Here is a 20,692-nt window from a genome sequence, read left to right as displayed (position 1 = left end):
TAACATGTTTTTAAGCAGCTTCAGTCGGAGCGCTATTAATTCTTTGTTCTTCAATCTTTTTTCTCATTACAAACAGAATTCCAAAAAGCACAACCAAAGCCAATGGAAAATAGACCATAAAGCCTAATACAGCTCTTCCGGCTTCAATATCTGCTAACTCTCCAACAAGGCCTGTACTTAGTGCATTGGCTTTTTCAGTATCTAATCGTGACCCAATAATTGGGTTCCAAATAGAAGTTGCAAACATTCCAGCACCTCCCATTAAAGACATTCCGAGAGCCCCTGTTTTTGATGTATATTCTGAAGTAAAACCAATCATTGTTGGCCAGAAATAACATACTCCTAGAGCAAACAATGCAGCAGCAACATAAATCATTCCACCTTCAGAGATACTCATAAAATAGATAGCACTTGCTGTTATAATTGCTGACATGAAAAGCACTCCAATTGGGTTCAATTTATGTACAATAGGCCCGGCAAAAAATCTACCCAAAGCCATTATACCAGTAACTAATGCTAAAACCAACATTGGACTTGCTCCTGAGCTACCCAAAATAGTTTCTACCCATTGCTGTGGTATAAATTCTGATGTAGCTGTCAGCGTCATACAAACTATCATAAATAAAAATAACGGATTGCCAAGTGCTTTGATATTTTCAGAGGTATTGGATTCGATATTCTCGCTTTTTGGAAATTTTTGAGTGAATACCAAAAAGCCATAAATCAAAGTAGGAATCAACATGGTTGCAATCTGCAATTGCCAACCAAGACCTGCATCAGTCATAAACTTTGAAACCAGCGAACCTATTACTAATCCACCAGGAAACCACACGTGAAATTTGTTGAGCATGGCTGTTCTATTATTAGTATACATATCGGCAATCATAGGATTACACGCAGCCTCAACAGATCCATTAGCAAAACCAATAAAAAAGGTTGAAATAATTAAGGTCCAAAAACCTCCTGCATAAATAGTCAGAACTAACCCAAGAAGGTGACAAACAAATGCTGTAATTAATAATTTTTTTGGCCCAAGTGCATTGTACAATAAACCTCCAATAAGCATAGCTAAAGGAAAACCTAAAAAGGCCATACTATTAATATATCCTAATTCTTTATTATTAATTTCAAAATCAACACCTAATTGTGTTAATATTCCAGCTCTAATTGCGAATGTCATTGACGTAACGACCAGTGATATACAGGCTGCAAAAAAGAGTTTATTCTTGTTTATTTGTTCCATGATTATTTTATCTAATTAAATTGGTTACTATTTGTATTCTATTTTTTCATTTTTAAATGTGACAGCAAAAATGACGAAAACTAATAAGGCAAAACCAGCAGGATACATCCAAATGGTTTGCCAGGTATGACCTCCGTTTTCTAAAAGATAGGTGTCTGTTATTTTTCCTGCAATCCAAAACCCAATCAACATACCTACACCGTAAGTGGCCAATGTAATCAAACCTTGGGCTGCACTCTTATATTTTTCTCCAGCTTTCGTATCGGTATAAATTTGACCAGACACAAAGAAAAAATCATAACAGATACCATGAAGTGCAATACCAATTAAGAGCATAAAAGTTAATTCACCAGAATTACCATAAGCAAATAATAAATAACGAATAGTCCATGCTAACATTCCTGCAAGGATTGTTTTTTTAAAGCCGTATTTTTTAAAAAAGTAGGGTAAAAGCAACATAAACAACACCTCTGAAATTTGACCAATCGTCATTTTACCTGTAGGATTACTCACTCCTATTTCTGACAAAAAAGGGTTGGCATTTTGATAATAAAAAGCTAAAGGAATACAGATCAAGACAGATGAAAGAAAAAATATCAAAAAGTTTTTATCCTTAAGAAGTTTCAACGCATCAAGACCTAAAAGGCTTGAGATAGTAACTTTCTCTTCTTTTGAAACTCTTGGTGGAGTTTTTGGTAAAGTAAAACTAAAAAAACCTAAAATTGCAGAAGCTATACCCACCATAAGAAAAGTGTTTTTCAACATGCCTTCTGCTCTAGATTCAGGTGAATCCCATAGAAAAACATAACTTATAATCAAGCCCGCAATAATCCATCCTATAGTCCCAAAAACTCGAATAAGTGAAAACTCTTGAGCTGGATCCTTCATTTGATTAAATGATATAGAGTTCACTAAAGCTAAGGTCGGCATGTATAAAATCATATAACCTAAAACGTATGGATAGAATACGTCAAAACTATCTGCTCCATACATTAAATACATTAAGACGGCCCCTAGTATATGAAGCACGCCTAAAATGCGTTCGGCGTTAAAATATCGATCAGCAATTAAACCTATTATAAAAGGAGCTACAATTGCACCCCAAGATTGTGTGGAGAAAGCTTTGGCAATTTCAGCTCCACTAGCGTTGAGGTTATCGCCTAAAAAAGTACCTAAAGTCACAAACCATCCTCCCCAAATAAAGAATTCGAGAAACATCATAAAAGACAATTGAAACTTGACCTTATTACTCATTTAACCTATTAAATTATCGCTTGTAATGAATATAGTCTAAACCCAAGGGTTGTATATTATTACTTCTAAAATCTGCCAATATTTGACCTCTATGATGAGTTGAATGATTAATAATATGGAATAGAATATCTTTTAAATCATTCGCAAAAGACCTTCCTTCAGTCGTCATAAAATCAATCCTAATATTCAAATCATCATTATTTCGAATGATTTCAAATGTAGCTCTTTGATTTTCGTAATGAATGTCTTGCCAATCAGCTACTTTATGAATTTGCCAAACATCATAACTACTTTCTTCTTTTAAAATTCTTTTATTCCAAATATGATGGGCATTAAGAATATGACTAAACAGTTTAATAGTATTATCAGAAATAGCATCGAACTCAACGGCCTGCTCAATAAGCTTTTTATTACAATAAAAATTGTAATCAAAAAGTTGATTAAAAAATCCTTCCATAAAAATCAATTAGGCTAATGCAGTACCCTCTTTAATAAGAAGGTTCTTAGTGGCTAAAATTCCGTCTTCTTCACTTAAATTTTCACCCTCATATTCTACGCCAACATATCCAGAATATCCAGCATCTTTAACAAGTTTTAATATTCGCGCAAAATCTATTTTTGTCTCGTCACCATTTTCATCAAAATCATAAGCTTTAGCGCTAACTGCTTTAGCATGCGGCATTAATTCTTCAACACCTTTATATTTGTTATACTCTTCAATACATTTTGACTCGTAATAATCACCCGATTCTCTTTTAATACAGAAATTACCAAAATCAGGCAGTGTTCCACAATTGTCCATATTGACCTTAGTCATAACACTAGCTAACATGGCCGCATTCGATGATAAGCCTCCATGGTTTTCTACAATAATGTTAATGTTCTTATCCTTTGCATAAGTAGCTAATTGGGATAATCCATCAACGGAGGCAGCTACCCAATTTTCTGGTTCTTGCACACCATTTAAATTAACGCGAATAGAATGGCAACCCATTGCTGCGGCCGCATCGACCCATTTATGGTGATTCTCTACAGCTTCTTTTCTTTCTTTTTCGTCTGATGCAGCCAAATCACCTTGTCTATCAATCATAATCAGAACATTCTCAAGCCCATGCTTTTTTGCCTCAGTATTACATTTATCAACAAAATTCTGCATGGCCTCTTCAGAAAAATTGGCAGCCTCTAATTCCGCATTATATAATTGACTTACATATTCTAAACCGGTGAAACCCCATCCCGCAGCTTTTTCTGCGAAAGTGTATGGGTCTACACCATCATTTCTTATCATTTTATTTATCGACCACTGAGCTAGCGATAATTTAAAGAATGGTTCTGCCATCGATTTTTCAACAACTTCCTCTGTAGCATCAATTTTTTCTTCTTTTTTATTCTCTTTACAAGCATATGCTCCTAAAAAAGTAAGGGCTAAACCTGTTTTTGCAGTACTGTTTACAAATTTTCTTCTATTCATGGTCGGTTATTTTGAAGTTCTGATAATTAACAAATTAAGATTTACGATAACGTTGTAGTGTCAAATTCTCAATAAACACAAGGATTAAATGTAGAAAATTAATTTAATATTTAATACATTTATGGAATAAACAATTCACGAATACATGAGTAAATTCTATTACAATGAAGAACAAGAATCGTATGATGCGATTGTTGTAGGAACAGGTATAAGTGGTGGATGGGCTGCTAAGGAATTATGTGAGAATGGGTTAAAAACGTTGATTTTAGAACGTGGTCGAATGGTCAAACATCGAGAAGACTACCCAACGGCAAATTTAGATACATGGGATTTTCCAAATGCGAGACAACCAACACAGGAAGATATAGCTAAACAAGAAAAGCAAAACAGAACGGGTTATACTACTAGAGCTGATTCGAAACACTGGTTTGTAAATGATTTAGAACATCCTTATAATGAAACTAAGCGATTTGATTGGATGCGTGGTTATCACGTTGGTGGTCGTTCCATTATGTGGGGTCGTCATAGTTATCGTTGGAGTGACTTAGATTTTGAGGCTAACAAAAAAGACGGACACGGTGTCGATTGGCCAGTACGCTACAAAGATATTGCCCCTTGGTATGATAAGGTAGAATCGTTCATAGGTGTTTCTGGAGAATTACTAGGCCTTTCACAATTACCAGACGGTCAATTTGAACCAATGATGCCACTAAATTGTTTAGAAGATCATGTTAGAGTTAAAGTTGCCGAACATTTTAATGGTCGTGTAATTACTGCTGGTCGAGTTGCTCACATTACTAGTGATAAGAAATTTGAAGGTGATGGCCGTTCAAAATGTATGTATCGTAATAGATGTATTAGAGGATGTCCTTTTGGGTCATATTTTAGTAGTGTTTCTTCAACTTTGCCTGTTGCCGAGCGCACAGGTAATTTAACATTAAGACCAGATTCTATTGTTCACGAAGTTATTTATGATGCCAAAACCAAAAAGGCTACTGGTGTAAAAGTTATTGATAGAGTCACAAAAGAAACCTTTGAATTTAATGCTAAAGTTATTTTCTTATGTGCCTCTGCAATTGCATCTACAGCTATTTTAATGCAATCAAAATCAGATCGCTTTAAAAATGGTCTTGGTAATGATTCTGACCAACTAGGCAGAAATATTATGGACCACCATTTGGGCGTTGGCGCTAGTGGTAAATTTGATGGTTTTGAAGACAAATACTATAAAGGTAGAAAGGCAAACGGAGTTTATATTCCAAGATTTAAAAACTTAGGAGGTGATTCTGATACCAAAGATTTTCTCAGAGGTTATGGTTATCAAGGTGGTGCCAGACGGGGAAATTGGGAAGACGCAATTGCCGAAACATCATTTGGTAAAGATTACAAAGATGCTGTAATGAAACCTGGTGGTTGGACTTTTGGTATTGGTGGATTTGGTGAAGTACTTCCTTATGAAGAAAACCGAATGACTTTGGATTATGATAATCTTGACCAATGGGGATTACCAACAGTAACTTTTGATGCAGAATTCAAAGAAAACGAATGGAAGATGCGAGAAGATATGAAAAAACAAGCAGTTGAAATGCTTGAAAAGGCCGGTCTTCGTGATGTAGAACCTTATGATAACCCAGGAGCTTTAGGCTTAGGTATTCATGAGATGGGGACTGCCCGTATGGGTCGTGACCCTAAAACATCTGTATTAAATGAATACAATCAAATTCATGCTTGTAAAAATGTTTACGTTACAGATGGGGCCTTTATGACCTCAGCTGCATGTGTTAATCCATCACTAACTTATATGGCCTTTACGGCAAGAGCGGCAAACCATGCTGCCCAAGAACTTAAAAAAGCAAATATCTAATGGAAAGAAGATCAGCACTTAAAAATATAGGAATGGTATTCGGCTATGCCGTAGCCACACCGACAATTATAAGCTTAGCGCAAAGTTGTAAAGAAAAAATGCCTTATGCCGAGTGGATTCCTTCATTTTTTGAAAAAGATAAAGGTTATGCTTTAGCACAAATGATAGATGTGATTTTGCCAAGAACTGATACTCCTTCAGCAACTGATGTGAATGTTCATGTTTTTATTGATGAATTCGCTAAATCGGTATTACCTGAAGAACAGCAAGGTTTCATGACTATGGTGATGGATACTTTTATGAACAAAGTATTAACTGGTGCTGGTAAAGAAAGTTTAGCAGACATTGAAGGAATTGATTTTGAACCCCTTCTTGGTAAATATTTGGCTAAAAGGTCTGACGAGGACGAAGAAGCTCAAGAAGAAATGATTGGTGAATATATGGAAGCCATGATGAAAGGTGAATCAGCAGAATTAGATGAAGAAGTTGCTTGCTTTACTTTTGCTACTAATGTAAGAGATATGGCTACTTGGGGCTATAAATCATCTGAGTACGTTGGTGAAGAAGTTTTGGCTTATTTACCTGTTCCTGGTGAATATATTGCTTGTGGTGATTTAGATGAATTAAGTGGAGGCAAGGCTTGGTCGCTATAAACCTAATTTAAATAATAAAGAAAAAACCCTTTTCTAAAGAAAAGGGTTTTTTTATGAAATAAACACTATTACACTATGATCCGCACATCAGACAATCATCATCTGCTTGCCCTTCTTTAGCTCGTGCGATCATTTCTTTCATTTCAGCTGCTGTCATTGGCTGAATGTCCGACTCCGTTTTTTGCTCCGGTGTCGGATTAACGTTTAAATTCTCTGCTGTCGCTGGTGTCGCAGCAACTACTTCTGCTTCCGCAGCAACACTAACAGGCACTTCTTTTTTCTTAGTATTATCAAGAGTAAACTTGATAGCATCTACGGCCGCTTTTGTTCTTAAATAATACATACCAGTTTTTAAACCACTCTTCCAGGCATAGAAATGCATTGAGGTCAGTTTAGCATAATTAGCATTCTCCATGAATAAGTTCAAAGACTGACTTTGGTCAATAAAGTATCCTCTATGACGGCTCATATCAATGATATCTTTCATGCTTAACTCCCAAACCGTTTTATACAATTCTCGAATATCCTCAGGAATAGTATCGATATGTTGTATGGAACCATTAGCTCGCATTAATTCTTGTTTTAAACTCTCATTCCACAACCCAAGGCGCACTAAATCTTCAAGAAGGTGTTTGTTAACCACAATAAACTCTCCTGAAAGTACCCGTCTTGTATAGATATTTGAAGTGTAAGGCTCAAAACACTCATTATTACCTAATATTTGAGATGTTGATGCTGTTGGCATCGGAGCAACTAGTAAAGAATTTCTAACCCCATTCTTTTTAACCTCTTTTCTAAGTTTAGCCCAATCCCATCTGCCTGATAATTCTTCATCTTTTACTCCCCATAGATTGTGCTGAAAATCACCCTGAGCTATTGGCGAACCTTCATAAGAAGAATAAGGGCCTTCTATTTTAGCCTGTTCCATTGATGCTGTTACCGCGGCGAAATAAAGCGTTTCAAAAATTTCTTGGTTCAGTTTTTTAGCCTCGTCACTAGTGAAAGGTAATCTGAGCATGATAAAGGCATCAGCCAAACCTTGAACTCCTAAACCTATTGGCCTGTGGCGCATATTAGAATTTTCAGCTTCTTTGACCGGATAATAATTTCTATCAATAACCTTATTCAAATTCTTTGTAACCCTTTTAGTTACCTTAAAAAGCTCCTTGTGGTCAAATTGACCATCTTTAATAAACATTGGTAGCGCAATGGAGGCAAGATTACAAACAGCCACCTCATCAGGTGAGGTGTATTCCAAAATCTCAGTACAAAGGTTTGACGAACGTATGGTACCTAGATTTTTCTGATTGCTCTTTCTATTTGCAGCATCTTTATACAGCATGTAAGGAGTTCCAGTTTCAATTTGCGATTCTAAAATCTTCTCCCATAGCTCACGAGCTTTTACTGTTTTTCTTCCTTTACCAGCAGATTCATACTTTAAATACAAGGCTTCAAATTCGTCACTATGCGTAGAGAATAAATTAGGGCACTCATTTGGGCACATTAAAGTCCATTCCGCATCTGATTCTACTCTTTTCATGAATAAATCAGGAATCCACATAGCATAAAACAAATCACGTGCCCGCATCTCTTCTTTTCCATGATTTTTTTTCAAATCAAGAAAATCATAAATATCAGAGTGCCATGGTTCTACATAAATAGCAAAACTTCCTTTTCTTTTTCCTCCACCTTGATCAACATATCTTGCCGTATCGTTGAATACTCTAAGCATGGGCACAATACCATTTGAAGTACCATTAGTGCCTGCTATATACGAGCCAGTCGCACGAACATTATGAATAGACAATCCAATACCACCAGCAGACTGAGAAATTTTTGCGGTTTGTTTTAATGTGTCATATATACCATCAATACTGTCTTCTTTCATTGCTAAAAGAAAACAAGAAGACATCTGAGGTTTCGGTGTTCCGGAATTAAAAAGTGTTGGCGTAGCATGAGTAAAATACTTTTTAGACATCAACTCATATGTTTCCACTGCCGAATCTAAATCGTTCAAATGTATACCAACAGCAACGCGCATTAACATGTGTTGAGGTCGCTCTGCAATTTTTCCATTTATCTTTAAGAGATAAGAACGCTCTAATGTTTTAAAACCAAAGTAATCGTAACCGAAATCACGGTTATAAATAATGGTAGAGTCTAATTTATCGGCGTTCTTAGAAATGACTTCATATACCTCATCAGACAATAATGGAGCTTTTTTACCTGTTCTTGGATTTACATACTTATATAAGTCTTCCATTGTTTCAGAAAAAGACTTTTTAGTGTTCTTATGTAAATTAGAAACGGAAATACGTGCCGCTAACTTGGCAAAATCAGGATGCGTAGTTGTCATAGTTGCAGCAATCTCTGCGGCGAGGTTATCAAGTTCTGATGTAGTCACTCCATCATATAAACCTTCAATAACTCTTACAGCAACCTTAACTGGATCCACTAAACTATTAAGACCGTAACAAAGTTTTCTTACCCTTGCTGTAATCTTATCAAACATCATTGGCTCCTTTTTTCCATCTCGTTTTACTACAAACATGTGTTCCGTATTTTAGGTGACTAATTAATTTTTAATAGATACTGTTCTCACTATAGATTTTGAATATTTATCGTCTTTCTAAAAGGGGCAAAAAGAAAGCGTTAAAAATCAGCATCGAAGCTTATTTTATGAGCGTCTGTATCTTTATCATTATTCAAAACTCCCGCTTTTTGATATTCAGAAACACGTTTCTCAAAAAAATTAGTTTTTCCTTGTAAAGAAATCATATCCATAAAATCAAAAGGATTGGAAGCATTATAAACTTTATCGCATTCCAATTCAACCAACAAACGATCTGTAACAAACTCTAAATATTGCGTCATCAATTTAGAGTTCATGCCAATTAAACTAACCGGTAAAGACTCTGTTATAAACTCGCGTTCAATATCAAGGGCATTTACCAAAATTTCTGTTATTCGTTCTTTCGGCACTTTATTAATTAAGTGCTTGTTATGTAAGTGAACAGCATAATCGCAATGCATCCCTTCATCTCTAGAAATCAATTCATTCGAAAATGTTAAGCCAGGCATGATACCTCTTTTCTTAAGCCAGAAAATGGAACAGAATGCTCCTGAGAAGAAAATACCCTCAACCGCAGCAAAAGCAATTAAACGTTCTGCAAAACTTGGAGAATCTATCCACTTTAAGGCCCAATCTGCCTTTTTTCTGATTGCTGGAAAATTTTCAAGTGCCTTAAATAAAATTCCTTTTTCTTTTTCTTCTTTAACATAAGTATCTATAAGTAACGAATAGGTTTCAGAATGAATATTTTCCATCATTATCTGAAATCCGTAAAAAAACTTTGCTTCAGCATACTGCACTTCATTTACAAAATTTTCAGCAAGATTTTCATTAACAATACCATCTGAGGCGGCAAAAAAGGCTAAAATATGTTTGATGAAATAACGCTCATCATCATTGAGTTTTCCATTCCAGTCGGTTAGGTCTTGGTGAAGGTCAATTTCTTCTGCAGTCCAAAAGCACGCCTCACATTTTTTATACCACTCCCACAAATCATGATGCTTGATAGGAAAAATAACAAAGCGATCTTCATTTTCTTGCAAAATAGGTTCAATAGCAGAGGACATAGCGTTCAGAGTTTAAATTTTTAATATTCGGAATTGATATTACCTTTTGGCTGGGACTAACAAAGATTCAAAAATGTGAGCAAACCATAAAGTTTGTTTGAGTTATTACGTCTCAAAGTTTTTAACACAGGTTGTTGAAATGTAGGTTGATAAGTGATGTTCATTAGCCTTTTGTACAAGCGATGAGTTTCTGCTAATAATCAACAAAAAAAATACAATAAAAAAAGACCAAAAAGTATGATTTTACAATACCTTTTGGTCTATAATTTTACCACCAAACCGTACGGCCGGGTCAATAGATTATCATTTTCGTCTAGGTAGTTCCCCCGAAACCTATTTCAAAAAATCAAAACAATCTTGACCAAACACTTTTTAATTCACATACTTTTAGCATGTTGGTTGGCCGTACGCTGGTTGGTAGTTAATTCATTTATTCTGCTATGATAGAAACTAACCTTTCACCTTCCATTGTCTCAGCTTTTTCTGTGACTACCGCCAATACTAAGGTCATCAACAGAGCAATAAACAAAATCAAACTTTTCTTCATTTTACTAAAGCTGTATACTTATCTCCTCGAAGATAATTGGTGACCTTCCTTTTGTATAATCTCTTTGTGTAAATGGTAGCAAAAGATGTATAAATGGACTTCAAAAAAATTCAATTATGTCTTTAAAATCACCTAAATATAATAATGTAGTCTATATCCTACAAATTAAAGCTACATGCTAAATGACCATTTATAATCGATTACTACCCATCAGCACAAATTCGCAATCATCCCATATATATTAATAGTAATTTCACCTATTATTGAATATCTTTTTACCATGTTAGAAGCAGTTCTTGTTGATGATGAATCAAAAGCTCTTGAGAGTTTAAGTTGGGAGCTTAGCAACCTGAGCGATGAGGTCAAGGTGATCGCATCATTTACTGATGCCTACAAGGCACTCGATTATTTAGAAAAAAACACTCCTGATTGTCTTTTCTTGGATATTGAAATGCCCTCTATGGATGGCTTTCAATTTATTAAAAGCCTAAGAAATAAAAACTTTCCTGTTGTTATTACAACGGCCTACAATCAATATGCTTTAAAAGCATTGAAAAATGAGGCTATTGATTATCTCTTAAAACCTATAGACAGCGATGATTTAAACGATACCATCATCAAGGTCAAAAAGTACAATAGTAAAAACTACACCGCAGATCGGTTAGAACGTATTTTAATTAATTTCAATTCAAAATCTATCAAAAAGAAAATCACCATCAACACTGATGGCAAGTTATTATTTTTAGAAAGCGAAGAAATTTTATATGTTGAATCCGATGGCAATTACAGTACTTTGTTTTTAGAAGACGGTCAAAAAATATTATTGACCAAAAAATTAAAAGAAGTTAACCAAATTTTGCCGCAAGAATCTTTTTTTAGAATTCATAATTCATTCGTAGTCAACTTAGGAAAGATAAAAGAATTTCTTAAAACTGACGGTTATGTGATTTTGAGCACGAATCATAAAATTCCTGTTTCTAGGCAAAAGAAATCTGATTTCTTAGATTTACTTTAATCTTTTTGAATGCTAAAAACCAAAAAAACCTTATTGGTAAAATCCACTGTCAAAAAAATAAGTTTCATGATGAGCCTTATTTTTTTTGCTTTGGGATATTTTGGTTTTTCACAGACAGAAGAGCAAGTTTTATCAAAAGAAGTTGAAGAACTTTTATTAGTAGCGCCAAAGACTTATCTAAAAATTAATAAGGCTTTAAAACCTTATCGAAGAGATACCATTGCCTTAAATAGATTCATTCAAAGTGCATTAGAAAATAATTACCAAGCAGGTTATACTTATGCCCTTAATCAAAAGGGTACGGTATATAGAAATTTATCTGAATTCAAACGTGCAATTGCGCTGCATCAAGAGGCACTAGTGCTTTCAGAAGAAATTGAAAACAAAGAATTTATTGTTCTAAGCTTAAATATGCTTGGAGTGGTTTACAGAAGAATGGATGCCATCAAAACTGCTCTTGACTATCATCATCGGGCTTTAGAGCTTGCCGAAATTATTGAAAATCCATCTGTTCATATTAAGCGCCATATTAATATTTCGTTTAATTCTATTGGTAATTTATATCACACCCTGGGTCAATACGATTTGGCGATAACTCAATTTAAAAAGGCACTTGAACTTGAAGGAGCACTGAATAATAAATTGGGTTTAGCTATTAATAATCAAAATATTGGTGAAGCTAACGAACAAAAAGGTCAGCTTGATATCGCCTTAGATTATTATAGAAAATCGCTTGCCTTAAATGATGAAATTAATAACAAATTCGGACAGGTACTTTGTAAAAATAGTATTGCGCAGGTTTATTTAAAACAAGATATGCCAAGTGCTGCCTTGGCGCTGCTTCAAACTTTAAAAGAACCTGCAACAAACCTTGGAGACAAATTTCTTCTATCTTCTGTCTTAATCAATCTTGGTTGGGCCGAATTGGATTCTGGGACCATATCTGAAGCTGAGAAAAATATAGTTAAAGGAAGAAAATTAGCTTCAGCGAGCAACATGCCGAGCTTAGTAATGTATGCCGATTTGCACCTTTCTGATCTTGAAGAAAAAAGGGAAAATTTTAGTAAAGCATTAGAATATCAAAAAGAGGCCAAGAAAATTTATAAAGAGATTACGAATGATAGAAACCTCAGTTATGTTAATGATTTAATACTCAAATATCAGAGCGACAGAAAGAATAGTCAAATCTCAGAATTGGCTCAAGAGAATGAATTAGTAAAATCAAGATTGAGAAAAAATCAAACTACAATTTTGGTAAGTACCCTTATAATTGGTCTTATCGGAACCATTCTGTTTATTATGTACAGACAATCACAATCCAATTATGAGAAACGAGTTTTAGGCTTAGAACAACACATGTTGAGAAGTCAAATGAATCCTCATTTTCTTTTCAATTCATTAAATTCTATCAAACTTTATATCATCAATAATGATAAAAAAAATGCAGTTCATTATCTGAATAAATTCTCCAAATTAGTACGCCGCATTCTAGAAGGTTCTGCATTAAAAGAAACACAATTATCAGAAGAATTAGAAACGGCCGAGCTTTATCTTAATATTGAAAATATTAGATTTTCAGATGAAATTGAATACTCCATAGAAGTGGCAGACGATATAAATGCCGAACAAGTTAAAATACCATCATTGGTTCTTCAGCCATTTTTAGAAAACGCTATATGGCATGGTTTATCTTCAAAAGAAGCTAACAAGAAAATTTGGGTGATTGTAGCCAAAAAAGATAGTATTCATTTGCAAATCAGTATTATAGACAATGGTGTTGGAAGAAAAGTTTCTGAAGAGATAAAAGAGAATAGAGTACTGAAGAGAAACTCAGTTGGTATTGATATCACAAAAGAGCGTTTGGCTAATTTTGCTAAGGACTATCAAAATGACTTTAGTATTGATATTATAGATTTGTTTAACGAAGAAGGCAATTCTAGGGGAACCAAAATCATCTTAGAAATACCTATGGTCTAGAATTTAGTTCTTCCGCCACCTTCTCCAATTCAGAGTACCATTTTTCCCCAAATTTTCTGGTCAATGCTTCCTTTACAAATTTATAAATCGGCACTTTTAATTCTTGTCCAAGACTGCAGGCCGGATCACATATTTCCCATTTATGATAATTTACCGCTGTGAACTCGGTATACTCTCGTGTTCGTATTGGATACAAGTGGCATGAAACAGGTTTTTTCCAAGTGGTTGCTCCTTGATTATAAGCTTCTTCTAGACCGCATTTTGCTACCCCCTTTTCAGAAAAAATAACATAAGCGCACTCACTTTTATTTACTAAAGGTGTCTCCCATTCGCCATCTTCACCTTTTACAAATGCACCTTGCTCTTCAATGGCCTTAATACCTTCTGGTGTTAAATATGGTTTTACATCAGCAAAAATATCGACCAAAATTTCAGTTTCAGCATCCTCTAATGGTGCTCCTGATTCACCGTCAACACAGCACGCACCTTTACATGCATTTAGGTTACAAACAAAATCATTCTCTATTATTTCCTCGGAAATAAGGGTATTTTCAATTTGAAACATGTCACCATTTTACAAGAACAAATTTAATAATCCATTTTGTAATCCAAGAAACACTTTCTAACGTAGATTTACACATAATTTAAATGGTAAGCGATGAATTTTGACTTCAAAGAGATTGCAACAGCAAGCATGGTGCTTTTTGCTGTAATTGATATTTTAGGTAGTATCCCAATCATTATTTCATTAAGAAACAAAGTTGGTCATATACAGTCTGAAAAGGCCTCTATTGTGGCTGCATGCCTAATGATTGCTTTTCTATTTGTTGGGGAACGTATTTTAAATCTTATTGGTATTGATGTAAATTCTTTTGCTGTCGCGGGGGCCTTTGTTATTTTCTTTCTGGCAATTGAAATGATTTTAGGCATAACCCTATACAAAGACGAAGAACCTGAAAGCGCCTCTGTTGTCCCTATTGCTTTTCCATTAATAGCTGGAGCAGGTACCTTGACTTCAATTTTAGCATTAAGAGCAGAGTATTATGTAGAAAATATAATTGTCGCTATTCTCATCAACATCGTTTTTGTTTATTTCGTATTAAAGTCCTCAAAAAAAATAGAACGCATTTTAAGTAAAAATGGATTGAGCGTATTGCGAAAAGTTTTTGGCGTAATTTTGCTAGCAATAGCGGTAAAATTATTCGCTGCCAACATAAATCAGTTATTTTAACTTAAAGTATTATGAATAAGACTTTTGTAATTGTTTTAGTTATTCTTGCCTTGGCCCTCGCCATCTATAATATCACCTTACTTGATTTCAATAATTTATTTGAAGGTGATAGTTTAATTGCATGTATTGGAGTATTAGCCTCTTTTTGTGCAATTGTCATACTCTTGATTTTCAATACTTCAAGAAAAATATCAGAAAAACTGAAGGATAATTAATCTTTGGATTGAATTAAGGATTCCTCCATTACCTTCATAACTTCTGCATCTAAATCTAGGATTTTTTTCAGCATAATGTCATGTTCACTTTTTATCTGTGAACTAAGATTTGGTGAATACAATTGCTCTGCGATGTTAGCTTTAATGTAAGTTTTAATTTTCTCTTCATTTCCGTAAAAATCTAATTTCAGATTTCTATTTAATAAATAATCAATAAATCTTTCAAAAATGATATCATCAACTCTGTATTCTTCAATGAATTCGTGTTTTGGGTAGTTCAAGAACCTGGTTCTATCCTGCTCTAAAAATCGAAAGACAAAATCTGATAAATATCCTGATGAATCTAAACTCTCAATGCGTTCTTGGTCAAGTGAACCAATAGGGACAAAGACATCAGGTATTATACCACCACCACCATAGACTACTTTGCCTTTAGGGGTTGTGAATTTTAAAGAATCAGCTACTTTTATACTATCAACTGAAATTAATTCACCGCTACTATAACGTTCCATGAATTTTTGGTAGTAGTCTTTATGACCCTTGTCATAAGATTTTTGAATTGAACGGCCTGTTGGCGTGTAGTATCTAGATACTGTTAACCTCACTGCTGAACCATCACCTAAATCCATTTCACGCTGCACTAATCCTTTCCCAAATGATCGTCGTCCAACTATTGTACCAATATCGTTATCCTGTAAGGCCCCAGCTATAATTTCACTAGCTGAAGCAGAGCGTTCATTTATAAGCACATAAACAGGATTGTCTTCAAAACTTCCGCGATCTGTAGCGTAGGCTTTATTTACTTTCCCTTTTTTGTTTTTAGTAAACAAAATTAATTTCCCGTCCTTTAAAAACTCGTCGGCCATTTTTTCGGCTATCCCTAAGTATCCACCCGGGTTATCCCTTAAATCAAGAACCAATTTTTTTGCTCCTTTTTTACGAAGTTCTAATAAAGCAGTTTTAAATTCTCTGAATGTAGATTCTGCGAATCGGTTGATGCTTAAATATCCTAAATCATTGGTCAGCATGAAGTGCGCATCAACACTTTTGATTGGCACAATGTCTCTCTTTATGGTTACATCAAATATGCTATTTTCAGATTTGCGGTATATCTTTAGATTTACCTTGGTCCCTTCTTTACCTTTTAAACGTTCAACCAATTTTGAATTAGGAATGCGTTTACCAAATAGCGTGTCATTATCTGCTAATAAAATTTTATCCCCAGCACGCAAACCCTTTTTATAACTGGGACCATCTTTTATGGTTCTAACAACAGTTAGTGTATCTCCAAACCTATTGAACCGAATACCAATACCAACAAAGTCACCTTTCATATTCTCAGAGACAGCTTCCATCTCATCTTTAGAGATATAAACCGAATGTGGGTCAAGCTTACCTAAAATATTATTTACTGTCAAGTCAACAATACTGTCAGTGTCAATTTCATCTACATATTCATAGTCGATATAATCTATAAGTCTGTTTAACTTATCTTTTTTGGAGTTCGTTGAGAATAATTTTTCAGGGCTATCATTAAAGTGTAGTTTACCTCCAATAAAAATGCCCAATGCTACGGCAAGTGCAAGCAATGTTGGCAATAAATAACTATATTTCTTTTTCATATTGGGGCTTTGGATTATGCCAACTCTTCTAAAATAGGTAAATGCATGGTTTCCACTCCAGCTCGTTCTAAGAAACGAAGCCCAGAATCATCTTTATATGCATTTTGATAGACTACACGCTTTATACCTGATTGGTGAATGAGCTTACTGCATTCTCTGCAAGGTGAAAGTGTAATGTATAGCGTTGCATTCTCACATGATTGGGTTGAAGCCGCAACTTTTAAAATTGCATTGGCCTCAGCATGTAGTACATACCACTTGGTGTAACCCTCTTCATCTTCACAAAAATTTTCAAAACCTGAAGGCGTACCATTGTATCCATCAGAAATAATCATACGATTTTTTACAATGATAGCACCAACTTGCTTACGCTTACAATAGGATAGCTTGCCCCATTCCTTAGCCATCCGTAAATAGGCCTTATCGTATTTTTCTTGCTTTGCTGATTTCATTATAAAATTTGAGGATAATATTTAAATATACCCGCTTTGTAAGAGACCTACAACGGAATTCTATTAATTTTAACTAATACCCTAATTAGGGAACGTAGCGATTAACATGGGTATTGTAATCAGAAAGATAATAATCGATGTAACACCAATAAAAATAGATTGCTTTACTTTAAAAACTTGTTGAACGATATATGCAAGGACCAAAACCAAAAGAATAATGGTTACCTGAGAAAGCTCAATACCCGTTGCAAAACCTAAAAGTGGGCCCAATTTATGTTCCTCTTCGGCCATGAGCATTTTAAAATAGTTTGAGAATCCAAAACCATGAATCAATCCAAAGAAAGCGGTTGCCAAAGCTTGAAAATAAATTCCTGTTATACTTTCTTCTTTAAAAATTCGTAAAAAATTATATAAAGCTGTTAAAGCTATTGTTACCGGTATTAAAAACTCTATAAGACCTACATCTACAGAAAAAATACCATAGACAGAAAAGGCTAAAGAGGCACAGTGAGCAATAGTAAAAACTGTTGCCAATATGACGACTTGTTTCCAATTTTTAAAAGTAAAAGGTACTGCTAAAGCTGCTAAAAAAAGTATATGGTCATATGCGTCTAAATCAAGGACATGTTGTAAGCCTAATTGAATATAAAACCAAAAATCTTGCATAATATTAGTTAAAAAAAAGTTTTAAATCGAGACTAACCAAATTTAGTTCATCCCCCTTTCTTGCTGAATTACCTCATAGGCCTTTTGCACTTCTTTAAACTTTTCTTCAGCACCTTTTTTAATAGCCTCGTTTTCTGTGATTACTTTATCAGGATGATATTTTTTAGCCATATTTCTATACGCTTTTTTCACTTCATCATCCGTTACAGATTTTTCTATTTCTAAAATTTTATAAGCATTATCGGCAGATTTTACGAACATGGCCATAATACTTTCAAAATCAATTCGACCTATTCTTAGGTAACCCGCTAATTCATTTAGCTTATTTATTTCAGCAGAACTTACTTGACCATCAGCTTGCGCAATACCGAACAAGAAATGTAATAATTGTAATCGCACCTCATAACGTGTTCTTTGATTTAGGTATTGACAAATACGCTGGGCAGACACCTCACGTTTTTTAATTACCTCGTTAAATGTTTTAAAAATTGCATTCGCTTTTTCTTTACCATATGTGCTTAAAAAATATTGTCTAACATAGTCTAACTCACGCTGGCTTATTTGACCATCAGCCTTAATTACAATGGAGCAAAGTGATAAAAGATTTAATTCAAAATCCGCAGGTGAAACATTCTGTCGTGTTAAATCTTCAAAAACAGATCTTGGATTTTGCGATTTTCCTCCCATTAAATTATCCAAAAAGCTACCTGCCAAAAAGCCCAGTATCCCTCCAAGTACACCTCTAATAGAAAATCCAATAACGGCTCCCAACCATTTAATCATGCATGAAATTATTTAAATTTCAAAGATAGCGGTTTGTCAAACAATAGGATTGTGAATGCATTGTTAAGTCTTTTAAAAAAAACGACAAAAGCCCTATCTTTGAACATATTAAAAAAAAGACTATGTATCCTGAAGAATTAGTAAAACCTATGAGAAACGACTTAGCAGTTGCTGGGTTTGAAGAATTATATACTAGCGACGCCGTTGAAAACGCTTTAAAACAAGATGGCACCACTTTAGTAGTAGTAAATTCTGTTTGTGGCTGTGCAGCTGCAAACGCAAGACCTGCTGCGAAGTTGAGCCTGCAAAATGCTAAAAAACCAGACCATATTACAACTGTTTTTGCTGGCGTTGATACTGAAGCGGTAAATACGGCTAGAGCTGCAATGGTACCATTTCCTCCTTCATCACCAAGTATGGCTCTTTTTAAAAATGGCGAGTTGGTGCATATGATTGAAAGACATCATATTGAAGGTAGACCGGCTGAAATGATTGCCGAAAACCTAATGGAAGCTTATAACGAACACTGTTAGTAGCTCTTTGCATGCTGCTCTACTTTTGGAGTGATTAAAATCTTAGTAAAAAGCCACTTCTTATTGAAGTGGTTTTTTAGTTTTGCACCATGATGAAACTAATTTCATATCCGATAACCCTAGTTTTCTTTTTCTTCTTCGGTTTAACCCTAGTGATATTTCATCCGATTCAATGGATAGCTTTAAAAGTGTTTGGGTATACTGCACAAAAGCGAACTGTAAGTATTTTAAATTGGTTTTTAATGCGCTCTACTAATATTTTAGGCAGTCGCTATCAATTTGATAACCCGCATAAGATTCCTGGTAATAGGCCACTTATAATAGTCACCAATCATCAGAGTATGTATGATATTCCTCCGATCATATGGTATATGCGTAAACATCATCCCAAGTTTGTCGCTAAAAAAGAATTAGGAAAAGGTATTCCAAGTGTGTCATATAATCTTCGTCATGGCGGTTCCGCTTTAATCGATAGAAAAGACGGTAAACAAGCAATTATGGCTATCGCCAAATTGGGGAGTTATATTGAAGAGCATAACCGGAGTGCCGTTATTTTTCCTGAAGGAACAAGAAGCAGAACGGGAAAACCCAAACCTTTTAAACCCATGGGGCTGAAAATGCTTATGAAAAGAGCTCCTTCGGCCTTAATCGTACCCATTACCATTAATAATTCATGGAAACTTCTTCGATTTGGTCAATTTCCAATGGGATTAGGAGCTTATTTAAAATTTAAAGTGCATGAACCAATTGAAAATATAGGTAACGCCGACGAATTAATTTTAAAGGTTGAACAAACAATTACAAAAGACATTGTTTATGACAACCACTGAGTTAGTTGAGAAAACCATTCACTTTGTAAAAAAAACACTAAAGGGAGCTGAGGGTGGCCATGATTGGTTTCACATTGAACGTGTGTTTAATAACACGCTTTTGATTGCCAAAGAAGAGCGTGTAAACATTTTGGTAGTGAGTTTAGCTGCCCTCCTACACGATATAGCAGATCCTAAATTTCATAAAGGTGATGAAAGCATCGGGCCAAGAATGGCAAAAGACTTTTTGAATTCCATTCAAATTGATGCAGAAACTTGTAAGAATGTAGTGCTTATTATAGAAAATATGTCTTTTAAAAATTCTCTTGAGGAAACAAGTAAGAGTTTTACTTCTAAAGAACTTCAAGTAGTTCAAGATGCGGATCGTTTAGATGCTATTGGGGCAATTGGTATTGCTAGGGCATTCAATTATGGAGGGTTTAAAAATAGGTCGCTTTATGACCCTGAGATATCGCCTAATTTAGATATGTCAAAAGAGGAATACAAGAATTCTTCGGCTCCTACTATCAACCATTTCTATGAAAAGCTCTTGCTATTAAAAGATAAAATGAACACAGCAACTGGCAGAAAAATAGCTGAAGAGCGCCACCAATATATGCTGGGGTATTTAGAACAATTCTATGGCGAGTGGAAGGGTGAACGCTAAAAACGATAGTCTTTAAATTCATCGTTTTTTGTATCTTCAAGGCGTTATCAA

The 20,692-nt window shown here is 34.7% G+C and carries 20 protein-coding genes; 9 read left to right on the top strand and 11 right to left on the bottom strand.

What is annotated here, in order from left to right:
* Positions 1–10: 10 nt before the first annotated feature.
* The 4 genes from RM542_RS03550 to RM542_RS03535 are packed head-to-tail and all read right to left on the bottom strand — an operon-like array spanning position 11 to position 3,968.
* Positions 11–1,243 carry an MFS transporter gene (locus RM542_RS03550; protein ID WP_311384334.1) on the bottom strand — a complete coding sequence of 411 codons (1,233 nt, stop codon included), beginning with the start codon at positions 1,241–1,243 and terminating at the stop codon, positions 11–13.
* Between the two features lie 27 nt (positions 1,244–1,270).
* Positions 1,271–2,497 (bottom strand): nucleoside permease, encoded by a 1,227-nt coding sequence (locus RM542_RS03545; RefSeq protein WP_311384333.1) that lies wholly within the window; start codon positions 2,495–2,497, stop codon positions 1,271–1,273.
* Positions 2,498–2,510: 13 nt separating this feature from the next.
* Complete coding sequence (locus RM542_RS03540; RefSeq protein ID WP_311384332.1) at positions 2,511–2,954, bottom strand: DinB family protein; 444 nt, start codon at positions 2,952–2,954, stop codon at positions 2,511–2,513.
* A 9-nt stretch (positions 2,955–2,963) separates the two neighbouring features.
* A complete protein-coding gene (locus tag RM542_RS03535) occupies positions 2,964–3,968 on the bottom strand; it encodes a sugar phosphate isomerase/epimerase family protein (protein WP_311384331.1) in 1,005 nt (334 codons plus the stop codon).
* 145 nt (positions 3,969–4,113) lie between these two features.
* On the opposite strand from RM542_RS03535, the gene RM542_RS03530 reads away from it, so the two are divergent.
* On the top strand, positions 4,114–5,832 hold the full coding sequence (locus RM542_RS03530) for a GMC family oxidoreductase (protein ID WP_311384330.1): 1,719 nt from the start codon (positions 4,114–4,116) through the stop codon (positions 5,830–5,832).
* Entirely contained in the window at positions 5,832–6,485 is a 654-nt protein-coding gene (locus RM542_RS03525; protein WP_311384329.1) for a gluconate 2-dehydrogenase subunit 3 family protein, read from the top strand. Before RM542_RS03530 ends, RM542_RS03525 begins: the two co-directional genes overlap by 1 nt.
* 73 nt (positions 6,486–6,558) lie before the next feature.
* On the opposite strand, the gene RM542_RS03520 is transcribed toward RM542_RS03525, so the two are convergent.
* Together RM542_RS03520 and RM542_RS03515 are read right to left on the bottom strand one after the other, a co-directional pair.
* Entirely contained in the window at positions 6,559–9,036 is a 2,478-nt protein-coding gene (locus RM542_RS03520; protein WP_311384328.1) for a ribonucleoside-diphosphate reductase subunit alpha, read from the bottom strand.
* A gap of 101 nt (positions 9,037–9,137) precedes the next feature.
* Positions 9,138–10,124 carry a ribonucleotide-diphosphate reductase subunit beta gene (locus RM542_RS03515; RefSeq protein WP_311384327.1) on the bottom strand — a complete coding sequence of 329 codons (987 nt, stop codon included), beginning with the start codon at positions 10,122–10,124 and terminating at the stop codon, positions 9,138–9,140.
* 827 nt (positions 10,125–10,951) lie between these two features.
* Between RM542_RS03515 and RM542_RS03510 the strand changes: the two genes are divergently transcribed.
* Positions 10,952–11,686 (top strand): LytTR family DNA-binding domain-containing protein, encoded by a 735-nt coding sequence (locus RM542_RS03510; RefSeq protein ID WP_311384326.1) that lies wholly within the window; start codon positions 10,952–10,954, stop codon positions 11,684–11,686.
* A gap of 66 nt (positions 11,687–11,752) precedes the next feature.
* A complete protein-coding gene (locus RM542_RS03505; protein WP_311384325.1) occupies positions 11,753–13,663 on the top strand; it encodes a tetratricopeptide repeat protein in 1,911 nt (636 codons plus the stop codon).
* Here the strand turns inward: RM542_RS03505 and RM542_RS03500 are convergent.
* Positions 13,653–14,228, bottom strand: coding sequence for a DUF3109 family protein (locus RM542_RS03500; RefSeq protein ID WP_311384324.1), 576 nt, complete (start codon positions 14,226–14,228; stop codon positions 13,653–13,655). The genes RM542_RS03505 and RM542_RS03500 overlap by 11 nt on opposite strands.
* 93 nt (positions 14,229–14,321) lie before the next feature.
* On the opposite strand from RM542_RS03500, the gene RM542_RS03495 reads away from it, so the two are divergent.
* Positions 14,322–14,894, top strand: coding sequence for a MarC family protein (locus RM542_RS03495; RefSeq protein WP_311384323.1), 573 nt, complete (start codon positions 14,322–14,324; stop codon positions 14,892–14,894).
* A gap of 11 nt (positions 14,895–14,905) precedes the next feature.
* Entirely contained in the window at positions 14,906–15,109 is a 204-nt protein-coding gene (locus tag RM542_RS03490; RefSeq protein WP_311384322.1) for a hypothetical protein, read from the top strand.
* Here RM542_RS03490 and RM542_RS03485 read toward each other — a convergent pair.
* From RM542_RS03485 to RM542_RS03470, 4 genes are all read right to left on the bottom strand, one after another.
* Positions 15,106–16,731, bottom strand: coding sequence for a S41 family peptidase (locus RM542_RS03485; protein WP_311384321.1), 1,626 nt, complete (start codon positions 16,729–16,731; stop codon positions 15,106–15,108). The two genes, RM542_RS03490 and RM542_RS03485, sit on opposite strands and share 4 nt — an antisense overlap.
* 14 nt (positions 16,732–16,745) lie before the next feature.
* Positions 16,746–17,183 (bottom strand): dCMP deaminase family protein, encoded by a 438-nt coding sequence (locus RM542_RS03480; protein ID WP_311384320.1) that lies wholly within the window; start codon positions 17,181–17,183, stop codon positions 16,746–16,748.
* 81 nt (positions 17,184–17,264) lie between these two features.
* Entirely contained in the window at positions 17,265–17,849 is a 585-nt protein-coding gene (locus tag RM542_RS03475) for a HupE/UreJ family protein (protein ID WP_311384319.1), read from the bottom strand.
* 42 nt (positions 17,850–17,891) lie between these two features.
* The gene (locus RM542_RS03470) at positions 17,892–18,632 is read right to left on the bottom strand and encodes a TerB family tellurite resistance protein (protein WP_311384318.1); all 741 of its coding nucleotides are present in this window, start codon (positions 18,630–18,632) and stop codon (positions 17,892–17,894) included.
* Between the two features lie 122 nt (positions 18,633–18,754).
* Here RM542_RS03470 and RM542_RS03465 point away from each other — a divergent pair, with 122 nt between their 5' ends.
* The 3 genes from RM542_RS03465 to RM542_RS03455 all read left to right on the top strand — a co-directional run bounded on the left by RM542_RS03465 (position 18,755) and on the right by RM542_RS03455 (position 20,641).
* Complete coding sequence (locus RM542_RS03465; protein ID WP_311384317.1) at positions 18,755–19,165, top strand: BrxA/BrxB family bacilliredoxin; 411 nt, start codon at positions 18,755–18,757, stop codon at positions 19,163–19,165.
* 89 nt (positions 19,166–19,254) lie between these two features.
* Positions 19,255–19,995, top strand: a complete 741-nt coding sequence (locus RM542_RS03460; protein ID WP_311384316.1) for a lysophospholipid acyltransferase family protein — start codon at positions 19,255–19,257, stop codon at positions 19,993–19,995.
* Positions 19,982–20,641, top strand: a complete 660-nt coding sequence (locus RM542_RS03455) for an HD domain-containing protein (RefSeq protein ID WP_311384315.1) — start codon at positions 19,982–19,984, stop codon at positions 20,639–20,641. Before RM542_RS03460 ends, RM542_RS03455 begins: the two co-directional genes overlap by 14 nt.
* Positions 20,642–20,692 lie beyond the last annotated feature (51 nt).

Source organism: Croceitalea sp. P059 (genome assembly GCF_031846365.1).
Taxonomy (GTDB): domain Bacteria; phylum Bacteroidota; class Bacteroidia; order Flavobacteriales; family Flavobacteriaceae; genus Croceitalea; species Croceitalea vernalis.
Note: the sequence above shows the minus strand (reverse complement) of the source record. Positions and strands in the feature narration are given on the sequence as shown.

Bases quoted from the DNA above. Each gene is read 5' to 3' on its own strand.
- RM542_RS03550 (WP_311384334.1), bottom strand. From the start codon at position 1,243: ATGGAACAAATAAACAAGAATAAACTCTTTTTTGCAGCCTGTATATCA.
- RM542_RS03545 (WP_311384333.1), bottom strand. From the start codon at position 2,497: ATGAGTAATAAGGTCAAGTTTCAATTGTCTTTTATGATGTTTCTCGAA.
- RM542_RS03540 (WP_311384332.1), bottom strand. From the start codon at position 2,954: ATGGAAGGATTTTTTAATCAACTTTTTGATTACAATTTTTATTGTAAT.
- RM542_RS03535 (WP_311384331.1), bottom strand. From the start codon at position 3,968: ATGAATAGAAGAAAATTTGTAAACAGTACTGCAAAAACAGGTTTAGCC.
- RM542_RS03530 (WP_311384330.1), top strand. From the start codon at position 4,114: ATGAGTAAATTCTATTACAATGAAGAACAAGAATCGTATGATGCGATT.
- RM542_RS03525 (WP_311384329.1), top strand. From the start codon at position 5,832: ATGGAAAGAAGATCAGCACTTAAAAATATAGGAATGGTATTCGGCTAT.
- RM542_RS03520 (WP_311384328.1), bottom strand. From the start codon at position 9,036: ATGTTTGTAGTAAAACGAGATGGAAAAAAGGAGCCAATGATGTTTGAT.
- RM542_RS03515 (WP_311384327.1), bottom strand. From the start codon at position 10,124: ATGTCCTCTGCTATTGAACCTATTTTGCAAGAAAATGAAGATCGCTTT.
- RM542_RS03510 (WP_311384326.1), top strand. From the start codon at position 10,952: ATGTTAGAAGCAGTTCTTGTTGATGATGAATCAAAAGCTCTTGAGAGT.
- RM542_RS03505 (WP_311384325.1), top strand. From the start codon at position 11,753: ATGATGAGCCTTATTTTTTTTGCTTTGGGATATTTTGGTTTTTCACAG.
- RM542_RS03500 (WP_311384324.1), bottom strand. From the start codon at position 14,228: ATGTTTCAAATTGAAAATACCCTTATTTCCGAGGAAATAATAGAGAAT.
- RM542_RS03495 (WP_311384323.1), top strand. From the start codon at position 14,322: ATGAATTTTGACTTCAAAGAGATTGCAACAGCAAGCATGGTGCTTTTT.
- RM542_RS03490 (WP_311384322.1), top strand. From the start codon at position 14,906: ATGAATAAGACTTTTGTAATTGTTTTAGTTATTCTTGCCTTGGCCCTC.
- RM542_RS03485 (WP_311384321.1), bottom strand. From the start codon at position 16,731: ATGAAAAAGAAATATAGTTATTTATTGCCAACATTGCTTGCACTTGCC.
- RM542_RS03480 (WP_311384320.1), bottom strand. From the start codon at position 17,183: ATGAAATCAGCAAAGCAAGAAAAATACGATAAGGCCTATTTACGGATG.
- RM542_RS03475 (WP_311384319.1), bottom strand. From the start codon at position 17,849: ATGCAAGATTTTTGGTTTTATATTCAATTAGGCTTACAACATGTCCTT.
- RM542_RS03470 (WP_311384318.1), bottom strand. From the start codon at position 18,632: ATGATTAAATGGTTGGGAGCCGTTATTGGATTTTCTATTAGAGGTGTA.
- RM542_RS03465 (WP_311384317.1), top strand. From the start codon at position 18,755: ATGTATCCTGAAGAATTAGTAAAACCTATGAGAAACGACTTAGCAGTT.
- RM542_RS03460 (WP_311384316.1), top strand. From the start codon at position 19,255: ATGATGAAACTAATTTCATATCCGATAACCCTAGTTTTCTTTTTCTTC.
- RM542_RS03455 (WP_311384315.1), top strand. From the start codon at position 19,982: ATGACAACCACTGAGTTAGTTGAGAAAACCATTCACTTTGTAAAAAAA.